This window comes from Flavobacterium sp. 40-81, assembly GCF_001898245.1.
GTDB classification, from domain to species: Bacteria; Bacteroidota; Bacteroidia; order Flavobacteriales; family Flavobacteriaceae; genus Flavobacterium; species Flavobacterium inviolabile.
The window spans coordinates 38,158-54,917 of the sequence record NZ_MKTM01000023.1; the positions used below are offsets into that span (position 1 = coordinate 38,158).

General features: G+C 38.7%; 14 protein-coding genes. 5 read left to right on the forward strand and 9 right to left on the reverse strand.

Features of this window, described 5'->3' with window-relative positions:
* Window positions 1-30: 30 nt before the first annotated feature.
* From BGO42_RS08870 to BGO42_RS08895, 6 genes are all read right to left on the reverse strand, one after another.
* Window positions 31-1,272: a cation:proton antiporter gene (locus BGO42_RS08870; RefSeq protein WP_177733000.1), complete on the reverse strand. Its 1,242-nt coding sequence runs from the start codon at window positions 1,270-1,272 to the stop codon at window positions 31-33.
* A gap of 153 nt (window positions 1,273-1,425) precedes the next feature.
* Window positions 1,426-4,782, reverse strand: a complete 3,357-nt coding sequence (secA, locus tag BGO42_RS08875; protein ID WP_273246805.1) for a preprotein translocase subunit SecA — start codon at window positions 4,780-4,782, stop codon at window positions 1,426-1,428.
* An 84-nt stretch (window positions 4,783-4,866) separates the two neighbouring features.
* The gene (locus tag BGO42_RS08880) at window positions 4,867-5,088 is read right to left on the reverse strand and encodes a DUF2795 domain-containing protein (protein WP_002986941.1); all 222 of its coding nucleotides are present in this window, start codon (window positions 5,086-5,088) and stop codon (window positions 4,867-4,869) included.
* A gap of 173 nt (window positions 5,089-5,261) precedes the next feature.
* Complete coding sequence (locus BGO42_RS08885; RefSeq protein ID WP_273246806.1) at window positions 5,262-5,834, reverse strand: cob(I)yrinic acid a,c-diamide adenosyltransferase; 573 nt, start codon at window positions 5,832-5,834, stop codon at window positions 5,262-5,264.
* A 10-nt stretch (window positions 5,835-5,844) separates the two neighbouring features.
* Complete coding sequence (locus tag BGO42_RS08890; RefSeq protein ID WP_273246807.1) at window positions 5,845-6,537, reverse strand: ABC transporter ATP-binding protein; 693 nt, start codon at window positions 6,535-6,537, stop codon at window positions 5,845-5,847.
* A gap of 108 nt (window positions 6,538-6,645) precedes the next feature.
* A complete protein-coding gene (locus BGO42_RS08895) occupies window positions 6,646-7,425 on the reverse strand; it encodes an O-methyltransferase (RefSeq protein ID WP_273246808.1) in 780 nt (259 codons plus the stop codon).
* A gap of 207 nt (window positions 7,426-7,632) precedes the next feature.
* Between BGO42_RS08895 and BGO42_RS08900 the strand changes: the two genes are divergently transcribed.
* A complete protein-coding gene (locus BGO42_RS08900; RefSeq protein WP_273246843.1) occupies window positions 7,633-9,183 on the forward strand; it encodes an SDR family NAD(P)-dependent oxidoreductase in 1,551 nt (516 codons plus the stop codon).
* Window positions 9,184-9,317: 134 nt separating this feature from the next.
* Here BGO42_RS08900 and BGO42_RS08905 read toward each other — a convergent pair whose 3' ends face one another.
* Both BGO42_RS08905 and BGO42_RS08910 read right to left on the reverse strand, forming a co-directional pair.
* Window positions 9,318-9,779: an FKBP-type peptidyl-prolyl cis-trans isomerase gene (locus tag BGO42_RS08905; protein WP_273246809.1), complete on the reverse strand. Its 462-nt coding sequence runs from the start codon at window positions 9,777-9,779 to the stop codon at window positions 9,318-9,320.
* Window positions 9,780-9,840: 61 nt separating this feature from the next.
* Window positions 9,841-11,703, reverse strand: a complete 1,863-nt coding sequence (locus BGO42_RS08910) for an ABC-F family ATP-binding cassette domain-containing protein (protein WP_273246810.1) — start codon at window positions 11,701-11,703, stop codon at window positions 9,841-9,843.
* Window positions 11,704-11,817: 114 nt separating this feature from the next.
* On the opposite strand from BGO42_RS08910, the gene BGO42_RS08915 reads away from it, so the two are divergent.
* The 3 genes from BGO42_RS08915 to BGO42_RS08925 all read left to right on the forward strand — a co-directional run bounded on the left by BGO42_RS08915 (window position 11,818) and on the right by BGO42_RS08925 (window position 14,829).
* The gene (locus BGO42_RS08915) at window positions 11,818-12,219 is read left to right on the forward strand and encodes a hypothetical protein (RefSeq protein ID WP_273246811.1); all 402 of its coding nucleotides are present in this window, start codon (window positions 11,818-11,820) and stop codon (window positions 12,217-12,219) included.
* A gap of 60 nt (window positions 12,220-12,279) precedes the next feature.
* On the forward strand, window positions 12,280-13,440 hold the full coding sequence (locus tag BGO42_RS08920; protein ID WP_273246812.1) for a glycosyltransferase family 2 protein: 1,161 nt from the start codon (window positions 12,280-12,282) through the stop codon (window positions 13,438-13,440).
* A gap of 84 nt (window positions 13,441-13,524) precedes the next feature.
* Window positions 13,525-14,829 carry a dihydrolipoamide acetyltransferase family protein gene (locus BGO42_RS08925; RefSeq protein ID WP_273246813.1) on the forward strand — a complete coding sequence of 435 codons (1,305 nt, stop codon included), beginning with the start codon at window positions 13,525-13,527 and terminating at the stop codon, window positions 14,827-14,829.
* A gap of 48 nt (window positions 14,830-14,877) precedes the next feature.
* On the opposite strand, the gene BGO42_RS08930 is transcribed toward BGO42_RS08925, so the two are convergent.
* Entirely contained in the window at window positions 14,878-15,894 is a 1,017-nt protein-coding gene (locus tag BGO42_RS08930) for a helix-turn-helix transcriptional regulator (protein ID WP_273246814.1), read from the reverse strand.
* Window positions 15,895-16,309: 415 nt separating this feature from the next.
* On the opposite strand from BGO42_RS08930, the gene BGO42_RS08935 reads away from it, so the two are divergent.
* The gene (locus tag BGO42_RS08935; protein WP_273246815.1) at window positions 16,310-16,744 is read left to right on the forward strand and encodes a hypothetical protein; all 435 of its coding nucleotides are present in this window, start codon (window positions 16,310-16,312) and stop codon (window positions 16,742-16,744) included.
* The last annotated feature ends 16 nt before the right edge of the window (window positions 16,745-16,760 follow it).

A 16,760-nucleotide genomic window follows, 5' to 3' on the forward strand; every position in this document is an offset into this window, starting at 1 on the left:
AAGCGGCTGTATTTACAGCCGCTTTCTTTATTATTCTTTCGGTAAAACCCTGTTGGCAAGTTTTCCGATCGTCAGTCCCTGCACGATGATGGAAAAGACCACTACAAAATAGGTAATTGCCAGTATCATTTGCTTGTGCGGACCTTCTTCTATGGAAAGTGCCAGCGCGATGGAAACACCGCCTCTTAAACCACCCCAGACTAAAATCTTGATGGTACCGCGGTTGAATTTCTCTTTAAACGGAATGACCAGCGTAGGGATCCAGATGGATAAAAAGCGGGAAAATAAAACCAGTAAAATACAGATCAACCCGATTTGCCAATATCCGAGAATGTTCGGAATCAATAGCAATTCAAATCCGATGAAAAGGAATAAAATCGCATTCATGATTTCGTCGATCAGTTCCCAGAATTTATTCAGGTAGTCTTTGGTAACGGGTGACATGGCTGTTTTCTTTCCGTAATTTCCAATGATCAAACCGGCTGCTACCATTGTTAATGGTCCGGAAATGTGCATGGTATGAGCAATAAGATAACCGCCCATAACTACCGATAGGGTAATTAAAACGGAAACCTTGTAATCGTCAATTTTACGCATGGCATTGGAAGCGGTGATTCCCAACAGGATTCCCAACAGGAAACCGCCGAGGGCTTCTTTTATAATCAGCCAGGAAATGTGTCCGAATGAAAGGTCAATTGCCCTGCCTTGTGCCAGTTGCAAAATTACGGCAAAGACCACAACGGCAACCCCGTCGTTAAAAAGGGATTCTCCGGCTACTTTTGTTTCCAGCGATTTTGGAACGTTGGCATTTTTAAGGATTCCCAAAACGGCAATAGGATCGGTAGGGGAGATCAAAGCACCAAACAGCAAACAATAAATGAATGGCATGTCGATGGACAATAACGGAAATATGTTGTATAACAGTACGCCTACAAGTAACGTAGACAGGATTACACTAAATGTGGAAAAGACCATAATGGGCCATCGCTGTTCTTTTAAATCCACGAGGTTAATGTGGATTGCACCGGCAAATAACAGGAAGTTTAACATGGCACCCATCAGGACTTCGGTAAAATCCACCTCACTGATGAGTTTGGAAAACCGGGTTAAGGTGTCGGGGAAAATATGCCCGAAAACAACTAAAATAATGGAGGTAATCATGGCGATTATCATTACCCCGATAGTGGAAGGCAGTTTTAAAAACCGAATGTTTAAATAAGCGAAAAATGAGGCTAAAACGAGTAAAATTGAAAAAGAATAGTATAACTCCATACTAATAATTTAAGGGTTAAAGGATTATTTTATAGGCAATAAATTTTATGCTGTAAAAAGGTAAGGAAAAAATATAAAAAAGATGTTAAGCCTATTATAAAAATAAAAAAACCCGATGATTATCGGGTTTTTTTAACTATTTCGAAAATTAGATTATTCGTTTACAATAACCCATTCACCGGAAGCCAACAGGCTCTCCGCTTTTTTGAATTTCATGGTTTCTGATTTTCCGGTCATGACATGTTTAATGGTAACATTGTCATTACGGTTAATTTTCGGCGCATCGCGAACAATAGTTTCCGTTACCGGTTGTTGTTGCTGTGCCTGTGAAGCCTGGTAGTTTTTCTCCGCAATTTCTTCCGAGTTTAAAACTTCTTCTTTTGAAATCGTGTACTCTTCCTGTACCTGTACTTCTTCGGCTTCCTGGATGTTGTTTGGATTTTGTGACGGTAAATCTCCTTTGAAAAGGAATGAAATTACTTCTTTGTTTACGTTGTCTAACATGTTTTTGAACAGGTTGAACGCTTCGAACTTATAAATAAGTAGCGGGTCTTTTTGTTCGTGAACGGCTAACTGAACGGATTGTTTTAATTCGTCCATTTTACGTAAGTGTTTTTTCCAGGCCTCATCCACAATCGCTAATGTGATGTTTTTCTCGAAATCACCAATTAACGATTTTCCTTCTGTTTCGTAAGCTTTTTGTAAATCCGTGTAAACATTCAAGGATTTGATACCGTCTGTAAACGGAACGACAATACGCTCAAACTGACCGTTGTTGTTTTCGTATACGTTTTTGATTACCGGATATGCTTCTTTAGCACTTCTTTCCGATTTATCAGTATAATGCTGTAAAGCTGCTTTATATACTTTTCCGATTACTTCACGCTCTGTTAATCGTGCGAAGTCGCTTTCTGCAACAGGAGAACTGATTGCGAAATAACGGATTAGTTCAAATTCGAAGTTTTTATAGTCTCCGGCCGCTTTGTTTTGTTCTACGATTAGTTCGCAAACGTCATACATCATGTTTGCTAAATCTACTTTCAGACGCTCTCCGTGTAACGCGTGTTTTCTACGTTTGTAAACTACTTCACGTTGTGCATTCATAACGTCGTCATATTCTAACAAACGTTTACGAACACCGAAGTTGTTTTCTTCCACTTTTTTCTGAGCTCTTTCGATAGACTTGGTCATCATGGAGTGCTGAATTACTTCCCCATCTTTTAATCCCATTCTGTCCATAACTTTTGCTACTCTTTCGGAACCGAACAAACGCATTAAGTTGTCTTCCAGAGAAACATAGAACTGAGAACTTCCCGGATCTCCCTGACGTCCTGCACGACCTCTTAACTGACGGTCTACACGACGGGAATCGTGACGCTCGGTACCGATAATTGCCAAACCACCTGCTGCTTTCACTTCTTCGGTTAATTTAATATCCGTTCCACGACCAGCCATGTTGGTAGCAATTGTTACTACTCCCGGTTTACCGGCTTCGGCAACAATTTGTGCTTCCTGTTTGTGTAATTTCGCATTCAATACGTTGTGGTTAACCCCGCGCATTTTCAGCATTCGGCTTAATAACTCGGAGATCTCTACCGAAGTAGTACCGATCAATACCGGTCTTCCAGCCTGTGAAAGTTCTACAACGTCTTCAATTACCGCGTTGAATTTTTCACGAACTGTTCTGTAGATTAGATCTTCTTTATCTTTTCGGGCAATTCCTCTGTTTGTAGGAATTTCAACTACGTCTAATTTGTAGATTTCCCAGAACTCACCTGCTTCTGTTACAGCAGTACCGGTCATACCGGATAGTTTGCTGTACATTCTGAAGTAGTTTTGCAGGGTAATCGTAGCAAATGTTTGTGTAGCCGCCTCAATTTTTACATTTTCTTTAGCTTCAATCGCCTGGTGTAATCCGTCAGAATAACGACGGCCATCCATGATACGTCCTGTTTGCTCGTCAACGATCAGAATTTTGTTATCCATGATAACGTATTCCGTGTCTTTTTCAAATAGGGTATAGGCTTTTAAAAGCTGTGTTAAGGTGTGGATACGCTCGCTTTTTACACCGAAATCCTGGAATAGTTTTTCTTTTGCTTCGGCTTCTTCTTCTTTTGAAAGTTTTTGTTTTTCAATCGCAGCGATTTCCGTTCCGATATCCGGTAAGATAAAGAACGTTTCGTCTGTATCTTTAGAAAGGAATTTGATTCCGTTATCGGTTAATTCTACCTGATTGTTTTTCTCTTCGATTACAAAGTATAAAGCTTCGTCAACTTTTGGCATCTCACGGTTGTTGTCTGCCATGTATTGATTCTCTGTTTTCTGAAGGATTTGTTTCATTCCTTCCTCACTCAGGAATTTAATTAAAGCTTTATTTTTTGGTAAAGCACGGTGCGCTCTTAATAACTGGAAACCACCGTCTTTTGTATTTCCTTCTTTTAACAGACGTTTTGCTTCGGTTAAGAATCCGTTTGCCAATTGTCTTTGAAGGCTGTATAAGTTTTCTACTTTTGGTTTTAGTTCGTTAAATTCATGACGATCTCCCTGCGGAACCGGACCGGAAATGATTAACGGTGTACGGGCATCATCGACTAATACGGAGTCAACCTCATCGACAATAGCATAGTTGTGTTTTCTTTGTACCAGTTCAGCCGGCGAATGCGCCATGTTGTCTCTCAGGTAGTCAAAACCAAATTCATTGTTTGTTCCGTAGGTAATGTCTGCTTCGTAGGCTTTTTTACGACCTTCCGAGTTGGGTTGGTGGTTGTCAATACAGTCAACAGTTAAACCGTGGAATTCAAATAAAGGTGCTTTCCACGAGCTGTCACGTTTGGCAAGGTAGTCATTCACGGTTACCAGGTGAACACCGTTTCCGGTTAAAGCATTTAAATAGATTGGTAAGGTTGCAACCAACGTTTTACCTTCACCGGTTTGCATCTCGGCAATTTTACCCTGATGCAATACAACACCACCAATTAACTGAACGTCATAGTGGATCATATCCCAGGTGATTTCTTTTCCGGCAGCATTCCAGGTATTTGCCCAAACGGAGTTGTCCCCTTCAATAACGATATAGGGTTTTGAAGCCGACAATTCGCGGTCTCTGGATGTAGCTGTTACGGTAATATGGGTGTTTTCTTTGAAACGACGTGCCGTTTCTTTTACAACAGCAAAGGCTTCCGGCAGGATCTCTAATAAAGTCTTTTCAGAAAGATCGTAAGCTTCTTTTTCAATAGCGTCTATAGAAGCATATAGGTCTTCTCTTGCATCAATGTCATCCGTTTTTTCAACCTCTTGTTTTAAGGCTTCTATTTTAGCGTCTTTTTCAGCTCTCGCTTTCTTAAGCTGATCCTTAAAATAGGTCGTCTTATTTCTTAAGTCATCATTTGATAAAGCTGCTAATGCTCCTTCAAATGATTTGATTTTGTTAATAATCGGTTGAATCGCTTTTACGTCTTTTTGAGATTTGTCTCCCACAAAAGCTTTTAATATGCTGTTTACGAAACTCATAATTTTTTAGTTTTCTAATAAAGGTGTGCAAATTTAAGCAAAAAAAAAGCCTCTTTGAGAGACTTTTTCTTTGCTTCTTATTTTTTAATATTCATCCTCATTCCAAAGATAATCTTCGTCTGTAGGATAGTCGGGCCAAATCTCTTCCATTGATTCATAGATTTCTCCTTCGTCTTCTATAGATTGCAGGTTTTCCACTACTTCTAACGGAGCTCCTGTTCTGATAGCATAGTCGATAAGTTCATCCTTTGTGGCTGGCCACGGCGCATCGCTTAAATAGGATGCTAATTCTAATGTCCAATACATCTTATTATCGATTTATAGTTTTATGCAAAAATAAATTTTCTACTGAAATAGTCAAGTAAAATTTCGTTTATTTTAAAAAAAGTTAAGAACGTTTTTTTCGTTTCCCATTTTTGAAAGGTTTTTCATCAGTAATCTGATCAAAACAAATCTTCATAATGAAACAAAACGAATGCCTATGATTTCCGTGGAATCCATTTTACTTCATCGGCCTGCAGGTCAAATGACAACTTTCGTGCCAATACGAACAGATAGTCAGAAAGTCGGTTCAGATAGGTTAAAACTAACGTATCAATAGGTTCCAGTTCATGTAAATGTGTCGCTAATCGTTCTGCACGGCGGCAAACGCAGCGGGCAATATGACAATATGACACGGTTGTGTGTCCGCCCGGTAAAACAAAATGTGTCATAGGAGGCAGAGCAGTATCCATACTGTCGATTTCTTTTTCTAAGAATTCAATGTCTTCCGGAGAAATCCGGTTGATGTTCAAACGCTGCTGACCGTTTTTTAAAACTTCTTTTTCCGGTGGTGTGGCTAAAATAGCCCCCAGAGTAAAAAGACGGTCCTGGATTTCAATTAAAACGTTTTTATAAAGTGTATTGATATCCTGGTCACGGATCAGTCCGATGTGGGAATTCAGTTCGTCTACGGTGCCGTAGCTGTCTATCCGGATATGGTGTTTCGGAACACGTGTGCCGCCAAATAAGGCAGTGGTTCCTTTGTCTCCGGTTTTAGTATATACTTTCATGATGTTATCGTTATTGTTTATGCATGTTGTCACTTTCTATTACACCGTCTCTCAAACGGATAATGCGGTGGGCGTGTGCGGCGATGTCTTCTTCGTGGGTAACCAGGATAACAGTATTGCCGTTTGCATGAATGTCATTGAAAAGATTCATGATCTCAACAGATGTTTTACTGTCCAGGTTTCCCGTTGGTTCATCGGCAAGGATAATGGATGGTTTGTTGACCAACGCTCTAGCCACGGCAACACGCTGACGCTGTCCTCCGGATAGCTGGTTTGGCTTGTGGTCCATACGGTCACCCAAACCTACCTGTTTCAGAACTTCTGTAGCTCTTACATCTCTTTCGCTTTTGGAAAAACCGGCATAGACCATTGGCAGGGCTACGTTATCCAAAGCCGTTGTTCTGGGTAATAGGTTGAACGTCTGGAAAACGAAACCGATTTCTTTGTTCCGGATTTCTGCCAGTTCATCATCTTCCATTTTACTAACATCTTTTCCGTTCAGGATATACCCGCCGGAGGTAGGTGTGTCCAAACAGCCCAATATGTTCATTAATGTTGATTTTCCGGAACCGGAAGGGCCCATTAAAGCAACATACTCTCCTTTATTAATCGTTAAGTCAATACCTTTTAAAACATAAACAGTTTCATTGCCAAGAGGGAAATCTCTTGTGATACCTTTGATCTCTATAATTGGTGTAGCCATTGGAATAGAAGAATAGTTATTTAAATTTTAGTTTTTAAAATTACTAAAAAGGATTTCGTAATATCCTATAAGTTGGATAAACTTTCGAAATGTTACAAAATAATCCTGTTAAACACGAATTGTAAAATGTTCTTTTTCCTGTTCCCTGCGGAAGAATACCAATCCCCATTGGAAAGTATCGATGGTTACCGTTACTTTAGGATGATTTTTGATGTGCTGCCAGGCTTCGTCCATTTGTTCTGACCAGTGAATGTCGTCGAAAATCCAGACCGTATCGTTGGTAATGGTGGGTAACAGTAATTCAAAATAATGCAGTGTTGCTTCTTTTTGATGGTTGCCGTCAAAATAGATACAATCGTATGTTGTGTCGCCGGTCAGGTTTTCTTTAAAGTAGGCGTCAAATTCCGATACAACGGAATGGATATTATTAAAGTTAAATTGGCTGAAATTTTCCCGGGCAACCTTTGCTGTTTCCGGACAGCCTTCAAGGGTGGTTATGGCTGCTTTTTTATTGCCTGATGACAATGCGGATGTCGCTAATCCGACCGATGTTCCTATTTCCAGGATGGTATCGGGTTGGAAATAATGAACTATCCGGTATAATAGCTTTGCTCTTTTCTTTGTAATGCCTGCAGTTTTGGCAATCTGAGCGATCTGCCTGTTATCCGATTTGAAGACTCTTGATCCGGCACCGAAATCGGTTATCCGGATATGCGTTTTATTGTTTAAAAGGGCTTGTCTGTACTTTTTTAAAATCCCGTATTCCGCTTTTGCTTTGCTGTCATAAAAGCATTTGGTTATCAGGCTGAAAACAAAAGGAGAGTGAACTCCGTGCTGATTTTTGGAGTTCCGGAGGAATTTTAAATAGGATTGTATTTGAAATAGCATAAAAATGTTTACAAAGAAGTGCGAAGATACAAATTAGGAAAGATAATAGTGAAAGGCGATTAGTAAAAGGCAAATGACAAAAGGCAAATGGCAATGGGCAAATGGCAATGGGTAAAAGGCAATGGGTAAAAGGCAATAAGGATGAAGACGTTTTATCGCTACTTTAAAAGATTATATTTGCGACCTTGAAATAATACACATTTTATGATGTTGAAGGAAGAAATAGAGGATAATACTATAATAACTCCGGAAGAAATTGATCGCTGTATTGCTGTATTGGCACAATTGAATACGGATACAGATCAGATATTTGATATTCCTAAAGCGCAAAGAATTGCTTTGCTTAAAGAGGCTGGCAGGTTTTCCAGACCGGATAGAGACGAGTTTTCCAGAAGGATTAAAGATGGTAAAGAAGCCGCCAAACGTAAAAAGGAAAAGAAAGATAAAACGGCACGTAAAGAAACCGGGATTCGCCATGCCCGTGAAGCCAGTATATTTGTTGCGCCAAAATTATTGTCGTATAACGATCTTGCTCACAAGGAACAATTAGAGTTGGAAACACCCAGAAATTGTTATGTGTGTAAAACGAAATTCACGAAGATGCACCACTTTTATGATACAATGTGTAGCGATTGTGGTGATTTTAATTATGCCAAACGTTTCCAAACGGCAGATGTAAAAGGACAGGTAGCAGTTATAACAGGTTCTCGTTTAAAAATAGGATATCATATTACTTTGATGCTTTTGCGTGGTGGAGCGACTGTAATTGCTACAACCCGTTTTCCCGTTGATTCTGCTTTGAGGTTTTCTAAAGAAGAAGATTTTATGGAGTGGGGGCATCGTTTAAAAATCCATGGATTGGATTTGCGACATATTCCCAGTGTGGAGATCTTTTGCAATTTTATTGAGCAAAAGTACGAACGATTGGATATTTTGATCAACAACGCTGCACAAACCGTGAGACGTCCTGCTGGATTTTATACCCATTTAATGGAAAATGAAGAGCGTGTAATCAATACTTTACCGAGACAAGTGCAGGATTTATTGCAAGATCATACAAATTGTTTGGATGAATTAAAAATATTGACTTCAGGCGCTTCTCCCAATCAAAATATGCCGGTAACCTGGCATGGACCTGAACCCGGAATTGGACTGCGCGCTTCGGCGAAATTATCTCAGATTCCTTATTCTTTTGATAATGCTTTGGTGGCCAATGAAGTTTTCCCGGAAGGAGAACTCGATGCGGATTTACAACAAGTGGATTTGCGAAAAACGAACAGCTGGCGTTTGCGATTAGGACAAATAGAAACAACGGAAATGATTGAAGTGCAACTGGTAAATTCGGTTGCGCCTTTTGTATTGTGCAATCGCCTTTCGGAAGTAATGAAGAAAGAAAATACGGGGCAAAAACACATTATAAATGTTTCGGCTATGGAAGGTAAATTTCATCGCTTTTTTAAAGAAGACCGCCATCCACATACAAATATGGCAAAAGCGGCTCTGAACATGTTAACACATACTTCATCAGGAACGTTAGCAAAGCATGGTATTTTTATGAATGCTGTAGATACCGGTTGGGTAACGGATGAAGATCCTGCCGAATTAGCGAAAAAGAAACAAGAACAGGAAGATTTTCAGCCGCCATTAGATATTGTAGATGGTGCTGCAAGAGTTATGGACCCATTATTTGATGGAATCAATACCGGAAAACACTGGTGTGGGAAATTCTTAAAAGATTATAATCCGATTCCCTGGTAGTTTTTTACAGGCAGTAAAAATAAAAACCACAACAGTTATAATACTGTTGTGGTTTTTATTTGCTTAAATCGGATTTTATTGGTTTACTCAGGCTTTATATGATTGCTTAAGTAATGATATGGTGAAAAATGGATTTAATTTATTGAAATTAATTTAATATCAAAAATAAGTACTGAACCTCCCGGAATAGAGCTGTAGTCATTGTTTCCATATCCTAAATGAGCAGGTACCAAAAGGATACCGCTGCCTCCGGTTTTAAAATAAGGGATGCCTTCTGTCCATCCTTTTACAACTTGATCCAGGCCAAAAGAAATCCCGTCGGGACTACTTTGGTCAAATACTTTCCCGTCTGTAAAATAGCCTTTATAGGCTACTGTTACATTGGAGGATGCGGTTGGTTGTGATCCGGTTCCGGGTTCTTTGATCACATAATATAAACCGGAATCACTTCTGTGTGCATCTAATTTATTTTTAGCTATATAATCACTTATTTCCTGTTCGTTTTGGGCAACATAATCAATCATCTCTGTTTTTTTGTTTTTAGAACAAGAAACAAAAAGGGTTAAGGCTAATAGTGCTGATAAAAGGTGTTTCATATAAAAAATATTTTTTTTAAGGTGTAAGTATATTTGTTTTCTCCTTTGAGGGTTGCGGAAATTATCCTTCCAGTTTTGCTGAAAGTTCAAACCAGCGTTCTTCTTTGGCCTCTATTTTATTGATGATGTTTTGCAACTCATTTGCTTTCTTTTCGATGCTGTCATCGGCAACTTTTCCATCGGAGAATAATTGCTCGATTTTAGCTTTATCCATTTCTAAATCCTTGATTTCCCGTTCAAGTTTTTGATATTCTTTTTGTTCGTTGAACGATAAATTTCCGGTTGGATTATTTTGCTTCCAATCTTTCTTTTCGGCTTTGTTTTCTTCTTTCTGTGCAACATCAGCACTGTCTTCATAAGCTCTGAAATCGGAATAGTTTCCGGGGAAGTTTTCAATTTCACCATTTCCTCTGAAAACGAATAAATGATCCACAATTTTATCCATAAAATACCTGTCGTGCGATACAACAAGCAGGCAGCCCGGATAATCTAAAAGGAAGCTTTCCAAAACGTTTAGCGTTACAATATCCAAATCGTTTGTAGGCTCATCGAGAATTAGAAAGTTTGGATTCTGAATTAAAACGGTACATAAATACAGCCGTTTTAATTCACCACCGCTTAATTTTTCGACATAATCATATTGCTTTTTTGGATCAAAAAGAAAACGCTCCAATAATTGTGAAGCAGAAATCATACGTCCTTTTGCAAGCGGGATATATTCGCCGTATTCCTTGATGACATCAATAACACGCTGACCTTGTTTCGGATTGATTCCGCTTTGGGTGTAATAACCAATTTTAATGGTTTCCCCTTTTACAACACGACCGCTATCTAACGGAAGTGTCCCTGTAAGAAGGTTTAAAAAAGTTGATTTTCCGGTTCCGTTTTTACCGATGATTCCGATACGTTCTCCCCGTTGAAAATCAAAACTGAAGTTATCAAGAATAACGTGGTCTTTAAATTTTTTCGAAATTTTGTGAAGCTCGATGATCTTGCTTCCCATACGCTCCATATTGATTTCCAGCTCAACCTGGTTTTCTTTACGTCGGCTTTGTGCCTTTTCCTTGATAACATAAAAATCATCCTGACGGGATTTCGATTTTGTGGTTCTCGCTTTTGGCTGACGGCGCATCCATTCCAATTCTTTTACGAATAAGTTTTTGGCTTTATCAATACTGGAATTTTCAGAAGCAATCCGTTCTTCTTTTTTCTCTAAATAATAGGAATAGTTTCCTTTGTACTGGTATAGTTTTCCGTTGTCTAATTCAAGGATTTCGTTGCAAACACGTTCTAAAAAGAAACGGTCGTGCGTTACCATAAACAACGTGATGTTTTCTTTTGCAAAATAACTTTCAAGCCATTCGATCATTTCAAGATCCAGGTGGTTCGTTGGCTCATCCAGAATCAGTAAATCCGGGCGGTTGATCAGAATGATGGCTAATGAAAGACGCTTTTTCTGTCCACCGGAAAGATTTTTTACTTTTAGTTTAAAATCCTCCAGTTTTAATTTGAATAAAATTTGTTTGTATTGCGTTTCGAAATCCCAGGCATTATGCTGATCCATTCCGTCAAAAGCTTTCTGATAAGCTTCTTCGTCATCCGGATTTTCCAGCGCTTTTTCATACGCTTCAATTATTTTAAGGGTTTCATTATCGGAAGCAAAAATGCTTTCTTCGATCGTGAGCTCTTCCTGCAAATTATTATTTTGCGACAGAAACGCCATCCGGATTCCTTTTCTTAAAACTACCTGACCGGTATCCGGTTCTTCCAAACCATTAATAATACTCATAATAGTTGTTTTTCCAGAGCCGTTTTTGGCAATGAAAGCAATTTTTTGATCTTTATTGATTCCGAACGAAAGATTCTCAAACAAAACACGTTCGCCAAATGATTTGGATATATTTTCTACAGAAAGGTAATTCACGATGGATATTTTTTGCAAAAGTAAGCTTTATTTGTTATTTACTTTTTGGAAATTTTTAATAATCGTAAAGCAGGAAAATTTTTACTTTTGACACCATTTTTAAAAGCATTTATAATGAAAAAGAAGTCTTTAGCCGTGTTGGCTTTGGCAGTCAGTACTTTAATGCTGCATTCCTGCAGTTATGGAACCTATACAAAAGAAACGTTTACCCCATTAATGGACTCTGCTCCGGTTTGTGAAAAGCTGCCGGAAACCGTAGCGTTGTATTTTGAAGGAGAAAAAACAGATTTTGATTATATTAAAATAGGACTGATACAGGTAGAAGGTGCAAAAGATACTCCACAGGAGAAATTGTTAGCAGAATTTAAAGCACTGGCAAAGCGTAACTGTGCCAATACGATTATCCATATCAAAAAGCTGTATAAAACCAGAACACAGGGATGGATTTTGAGCGATGATAAACCGGAGGAGTATGAGGCGGAAGTTTTTCATGGTATTGCTGTAAGCAAAGGTTAAAAAATGCAGCAGTTGTATATATTCTTTCCGTTTTGAAAATTTACTAATTATATTTGTTGCATGCAGTTATCGGTTATCATCCTTAATTATAATGTCCGTTATTTTTTAGAACAATGTGTTTTGAGTGTCCAGAAGGCATTGCAGCATATTGATGGTGAGATTATTGTAGTCGATAATGCTTCACCGGATAACAGCTGTCAGATGATGCGGGAGCGTTTTCCCGACGTTACTTTAATCGCGAATAAAGACAATCTGGGTTTTCCGAAAGGGAATAATATTGGTGTTGCGATAGCCAAAGGAAAATACGTTTGTATTTTAAACCCGGATACGGTAGTGGCGGAAGATACTTTTGAAAAAGTACTGGCTTTTGCTGAAAAACAACCCGATTCCGGAATTATCGGCTGTAAGCTCATTGATGGAACCGGAAATTTTCTGCCGGAATGCAAACGGGGTGTGCCTACGCCCTGGGTCGCTTTTACCAAGATTGCCGGCTTGTATAAAATCTTTCCGGCATCAAAATACTTCAATAAATATTATGCCCAGCACATAGCAGAAAATGAAACCGGGAAAGTCGATATACTGGTAGGCGCTTTTATGGTTTTAGAAAGGAAACTGTATCTGGAAGTGGGCGGATTTGACGAGGACTGTTTTATGTATTCGGATGATATTGACCTGTCTTATCTGGTTTTAAAGACCGGAAAATCCAATTATTACTTTCACGACACTACTGTTATACATTATAAAGGAGAAAGTACCGTAAAAGATGGTACCTACATGAAGCGTTTCCGGGAAGCGATGCAGTTCTTTTACAAAAAACACTTTAGAACGTCACTTTTCTTTGATGTTTTTATGCGGCTGGGAACGTTTGCTTTTGCAACGTTTAAAAAGAACCAATCGAAAAAAACAGTCCGGAATATTGCAGAATACGCCTTGATTTCTACCAGTGAAAGCCTGAAAAAGAAATTGGAAAAGCAACTGCAAAAAAAGCTCTCCGTACATAATGATATTAATGAAAATGCGTTATTTTCGCAAGCGGTTAGCGATAAAAAGCAAATCGAGATACTATTGGATAATACCGGTGTCCGTTTTAAAGATATTATTGCTTTTCTGGAAGAAAATAAAAATAAGAATTTCACTTTTAAAATCATTCCGGCAGGCACTTCTTATGCTATAGGAAGTAACAGTAGTAATGACAGAGGTGAGATAATAGAAATCGTGTAAAAAATTGCATTTTGTGGAATTATAAATTAAAATAATTAGTAATTTTGCAAACCAAATAGGAAAACACAACTTTAGTTTAAAGATATGGCAAAGTTTGAATTGAAATTACCCAAAATGGGGGAAAGTGTTGCGGAAGCAACGATAACCAACTGGTTGAAAAAAGTAGGAGAAACCATTGAAGCGGATGAAGCGGTTTTGGAAATTGCTACGGATAAAGTAGATAGTGAAGTACCTTCGGAAGTTTCCGGTACTTTGGTTGAAATTCTTTTCAATGTTGACGATGTAGTACAGGTTGGTCAGACGATTGCTATCATCGAAACTGAAGGTGGTGCTGTAGAAGCGCCAAAACAGGAAGCGGCTCCGGCTGCTGTTGCAGAAATTGCCAAAACAGTTGAAGCTGCCGTTGCGGTTGCTGCTCCGGCTGATTTTTCGGATTCTGATAAATTCTTCTCACCATTAGTGAAAAATATCGCTAAAGAAGAAGGTGTTTCAATAGCAGAATTAGAAGCGATCAACGGAACAGGAAAAGATGGACGCGTTACTAAAAATGATATTTTAGAGTATGTTAAAAATAGAGGAAACCAACCGGTAGCGGCTCCTGCAAAAGCAGTGGAAGCGCCTAAGGCGGCTCCTCAGCCACAAGCTGCAGCTCAAAAAGCGGTTCCGGTTTCGGTTAACGGCGGTGACGAGATTGTGGAAATGGACAGAATGCGTAAGCTGATTTCAGGTTATATGGTTCAGTCTGTTCAGACTTCGGCACACGTTCAGTCGTTTATTGAAGTGGATGTGACGAACATCGTAAAATGGAGAGATAAAGTTAAAAGTGCTTTTGAAAAGAGAGAAGGAGAGAAATTAACATTCACACCAATCTTTATGGAAGCAGTTGCCAAAGCTTTAAAAGATTTCCCGGGAATGAATATTTCTGTAGATGGCGACTATATCATTAAAAAGAAAAATATCAATTTAGGAATGGCTGCTGCATTACCAAACGGAAACCTTATTGTTCCGGTAATTAAAAATGCAGATCAGTTAAACCTTGTTGGAATGGCTAAGGCGGTTAACGATCTTGGAAACCGTGCTAAAGCCGGTAAATTAAAACCGGACGATACTCAGGGTGGAACATATACGGTAACGAATGTGGGAACTTTTGGCAGTGTTTTCGGAACACCAATCATCAACCAGCCGCAGGTAGGTATCTTAGCTTTAGGAGCGATCAGAAAAGTACCGGCTGTTATTGAAACTCCTGAAGGAGACTTTATCGGAATCCGTCAGAAAATGTTCTTATCACACAGTTATGACCACAGAGTTGTTGACGGTGCCTTAGGAGGAAGTTTCGTTAAACGCGTTGCAGATTATTTAGAAGCATGGGATATTAACAGAGATGTGTAATATCTGATAAATACTAAAAAAAGACCCTGAATTTAATTCAGGGTTTTTTTATGCTGTTTCGTAAAGGTTCGCGGCTTTCCCTAATCGGCGTTGGATCTGCCGGACTAAATGTTTCGGGGTTAATACTTTTACGGATTCGCCGAATCCTAAAATTTCGCGCTCCAGTTCAAAATTTAAAACCACATCGATCCGGATGAGTATTCCCTGTTTATTATCACTGAGAACCTGCTGGGAATGGTGCAGCGGCTTGGTCACCACATAGGGCGCCATATTCCTGTCGAATTGTAAAACTACTTTTTGAGCCCTGTCTTTATACGTTTTTGTCACACCCAGCGTATCGTCAAAATAACGGTCAAAATCGACACCTTCATAGTCAATAAAAATATCTCCGGGTGAAGTGTGGAACTCTTCAATCCGGTCTAATGCCAGCGTAATAAGATAAATCCCTTTTTTGGGCTTGGCAATTAAAAACCAGCGGTTCCGGTATTCTTTTAATAAATAAGGATGATAGATGTCTTTCCTGGATGCTTTTGCCCTGAACGAACGGTATGTTATCAATAAAGGTGTTTTATTTAAAATAGCCTGATACAGCGGATTGATATGTTCAATTCCTTTTAACTGCCTGTTGTTTTCAAACTGTATATAATTCTTGGTCTTATCGGAAGATTTGTGGAGATTGTTTTCCAGTTTGGCAATCATATCACTCATTTCATCAAAATAACTGAAACCGTTTAACTGTTTTAAAACACTAACGATCTCTTTCATTTTTTCCATGTCTGCCGTGTTGATGGGAGAATTGGTAATGCTGAAATCCGGATCTTCATACGTATAGAACTTCTTGTCGGTTACGATTATCGGGGCATTATAACCCAGACGGTCACTGCGCATCATCTGGATATCGCCCTGAATGGTGCGTTTGCTGATTCCGGAAGTTATGCCTTCATATTCGTATAAGGCATCGGAAACCTTTTCGATCAAATCTTCCAGAGTCCATTTTCGGAACCGGTTTTTTAAGCAATTGTCGATGGTTTTGTAGCGGATTAAGGCCAGTTTGTTGGTTGCCATAACTCAGATAGGTGCTGTTTAAGCGTTATTTCTTCAAATGTATCACTTCAAATATATTTAAAAAATAAAAACATGCGCAATGTATTTGCGTAGTTTTTGTTCATGTTTCTTTTGAAGAATTGCTGGCAATAGCGGAAAGTTATATAAACCGGATTGAATGCTTTTACAGAGCGAGTTGTTTAAAGGATCAGCCGGATGAAAAACTGGCGAAAGAAATATTAGTTAACATGCGAAAAGAATTGTATGCTGAATAGTAACAATTATATAGCAAAATGTTGTTTCCAAACGGGCGGGAAAATCAAATAAAATTATTATATTTGATTCTCCCGCCTTATCTTTTCAATCCCCAGAAAAAAGAAAAAACTAAAGTACAAAGAAACGCTCTTTGTGTGTTCGTATGCTTAAAAACGATAGAATGGAATTAAATATAGTTGTTAAACAAATAGGTAAAAAACGTCCGGTAATCGAAAGGCAAAAGATTGTATTGGACAATTCGGATGTTTTGGTAAGCTTAAAGGAGCTGATCTTAAAAATCGTTCAGATTAAAGCAGAAGAATATAATAATAAAACTATCGATACCGAAGAATACGATACAACACATTCGCCGTCGGAAGAATATCTTTCGGCATTAACACAAACCGGAAAAGCAGGATTTCAAAATATCTATAACGGGAACAAAGTAGATATTGCGGCTGCTCAGGAAAATGCATTATTGTCCTATGAAGATGGATTATATGCTGTTTTTTATGGAGATGATGAAATGTCAGACAGTAATCAGGTCATTGATTTAAGCGAAAAAAAAGAACTAACATTTATAAGGCTGACTTTCCTTGTGGGAAGTTATTGGTAGTAATATTTAAATTATG

Bases quoted from the DNA above. Each gene is read 5' to 3' on its own strand.
- BGO42_RS08870 (WP_177733000.1), bottom strand. From the start codon at position 1,272: ATGGAGTTATACTATTCTTTTTCAATTTTACTCGTTTTAGCCTCATTT.
- secA (WP_273246805.1), bottom strand. From the start codon at position 4,782: ATGAGTTTCGTAAACAGCATATTAAAAGCTTTTGTGGGAGACAAATCT.
- BGO42_RS08880 (WP_002986941.1), bottom strand. From the start codon at position 5,088: ATGTATTGGACATTAGAATTAGCATCCTATTTAAGCGATGCGCCGTGG.
- BGO42_RS08885 (WP_273246806.1), bottom strand. From the start codon at position 5,834: ATGAAAGTATATACTAAAACCGGAGACAAAGGAACCACTGCCTTATTT.
- BGO42_RS08890 (WP_273246807.1), bottom strand. From the start codon at position 6,537: ATGGCTACACCAATTATAGAGATCAAAGGTATCACAAGAGATTTCCCT.
- BGO42_RS08895 (WP_273246808.1), bottom strand. From the start codon at position 7,425: ATGCTATTTCAAATACAATCCTATTTAAAATTCCTCCGGAACTCCAAA.
- BGO42_RS08900 (WP_273246843.1), top strand. From the start codon at position 7,633: ATGTTGAAGGAAGAAATAGAGGATAATACTATAATAACTCCGGAAGAA.
- BGO42_RS08905 (WP_273246809.1), bottom strand. From the start codon at position 9,779: ATGAAACACCTTTTATCAGCACTATTAGCCTTAACCCTTTTTGTTTCT.
- BGO42_RS08915 (WP_273246811.1), top strand. From the start codon at position 11,818: ATGAAAAAGAAGTCTTTAGCCGTGTTGGCTTTGGCAGTCAGTACTTTA.
- BGO42_RS08920 (WP_273246812.1), top strand. From the start codon at position 12,280: ATGCAGTTATCGGTTATCATCCTTAATTATAATGTCCGTTATTTTTTA.
- BGO42_RS08925 (WP_273246813.1), top strand. From the start codon at position 13,525: ATGGCAAAGTTTGAATTGAAATTACCCAAAATGGGGGAAAGTGTTGCG.
- BGO42_RS08930 (WP_273246814.1), bottom strand. From the start codon at position 15,894: ATGGCAACCAACAAACTGGCCTTAATCCGCTACAAAACCATCGACAAT.
- BGO42_RS08935 (WP_273246815.1), top strand. From the start codon at position 16,310: ATGGAATTAAATATAGTTGTTAAACAAATAGGTAAAAAACGTCCGGTA.